Here is a 1,730-nt window from a genome sequence, read left to right on the forward strand (position 1 = left end):
CCGGGGGGCGCCGGGCCTGCCCGCCCCGGGGGGTGGGAGGGGCGGCGCCGGGGGCGCGACGGGGGGGGGCCGGGCAGGGGGGCGGGGGGGGGTTCCCGGAAAGGGGGACCGCCCCGGCCTTTTCCCGCCGCTCGGAATCGTGTGAAGAGGGACAGGCCGGGCCGCTGCGGTCCGGCGCTGACCATTCGACCCGGCCCGGACGGGCGTTTCTGCCCTCCGGCCCGACCGACCCCTGAAAGGACCGCAGCCCTTGCGACTGATTTTCTGGCTCGTTGTGCTCGTCGCGATCGGCGGGATTGCGTGGATCCGGCTGGCGCCTTCGGACCCGGCGGTCTGGCACGTGGATCCCAAGGTGACCGCGGACCAGGATCTTGCCGCAGGCGTGCGAAGGCGCATTCCGGGCGACGAATCCCGCTTCGAGTCGCTGCACCGGATCATCCTCGAGACCCCGCGCACCGAAGTGCTGGCGGGCAGTCCGGGCGAGGGCCGCGTGACCTACATCACCCGTTCGCAGTGGATGGGCTTTCCCGACTACACCACCGTGCAGCTCGACGAGACCAACCTCGAGCTCTTCGCGCGGCTGCGCTTCGGCACCACGGATTCGGGCGTGAACAAGGCTCGTGTCGAGAGCTGGTTGCAGCGGCTTCAGGCCACCGACGCCGAGTGAGGGCGCTGCCGCGGCCCGGCCGTTGCACTGGCGTGTGCGCTGGCGGGGCCGCCAAACCGGTGGCCGGGCACGCAGGCGCCCTTGACCGCCGCGCGGTTTCGGGAAAGAGAGTTGCGCCATGATCCCGGCAGACCGACTTCAGCAGATCCGCGAACGTTTCGAATATCTCGAGGCCCGTATGGCCGAGGGAGGGGGCGACATTGCCGCGCTTGGCCGTGAATACGCCGAGCTCAAGCCGGTGGTGGACCAGATCGCCGAGTGGAACCGCCTGCAGGCGGATCTCTCCGAGGCCGAAGAAATGCTGGCGGATCCCGAGATGAAGGCGCTGGCCGAGGAGGAGCTTCCCGCCCTCCGCGCCCGGATGCCCGAGGCCGAGAAGGCGCTGCAGCTGGCGCTTCTGCCGCGCGATGCCGCCGACGCCCGTCCCGCGATCCTCGAGATCCGCCCCGGCACCGGCGGCGAGGAGGCGGCGCTGTTTGCCGGCGATCTCGCGCGCATGTACCAGCGCTACTCCGAGGCCCGCGGCTGGCGCTGGGAGGTGATCGAGGAGCAGGACACCGAGCTTGGCGGCCTCAAGGAGCTGGTGGTGCGCATCGAGGGCGAGAACGTCTTCGCGCGGCTCAAGTTCGAATCCGGCGTCCACCGGGTCCAGCGCGTACCCGAGACCGAATCCGGCGGCCGCATCCACACCTCCGCCGCCACCGTCGCGGTGCTACCCGAGGCCGAGGCGGTCGACATCGACATCGCCCCCGGTGACCTCCGCATCGACACCATGCGCAGCTCGGGCGCCGGCGGCCAGCACGTCAACACCACCGACTCGGCGGTGCGGATCACCCACCTGCCCACCGGCCTCGTGGTGACCAGCTCGGAGAAATCCCAGCACCGCAACCGCGAGATCGCGATGAATGTGCTGCGTGCGCGGCTCTACGACATGGAGCGACAGAAGGCCGACGACGCGCGCGCCTCGGACCGCCGCGCGCAGGTGGGCTCGGGCGACCGCTCCGAGCGCATCCGCACCTACAACTTTCCGCAGGGCCGGATGACGGATCACCGCATCGGGCTG

At 71.0% G+C, this 1,730-nt stretch carries 2 protein-coding genes; both read left to right on the top strand.

Annotated features, from left to right (window positions below):
- Positions 1–250 precede the first annotated feature (250 nt).
- Positions 251–667, top strand: a complete 417-nt coding sequence (locus HC022_RS25895; protein WP_167454297.1) for a DUF1499 domain-containing protein — start codon at positions 251–253, stop codon at positions 665–667.
- A 118-nt stretch (positions 668–785) separates the two neighbouring features.
- Positions 786–1,730, top strand: a 945-nt coding sequence (gene prfA, locus HC022_RS25900; protein ID WP_167454298.1) for a peptide chain release factor 1, incomplete at its 3' end; no start/stop codon positions are given.

It is taken from the genome of Salipiger sp. HF18 (genome assembly GCF_011806505.1).
In the GTDB taxonomy this organism is placed as follows: Bacteria; Pseudomonadota; Alphaproteobacteria; order Rhodobacterales; family Rhodobacteraceae; genus Salipiger; species Salipiger thiooxidans.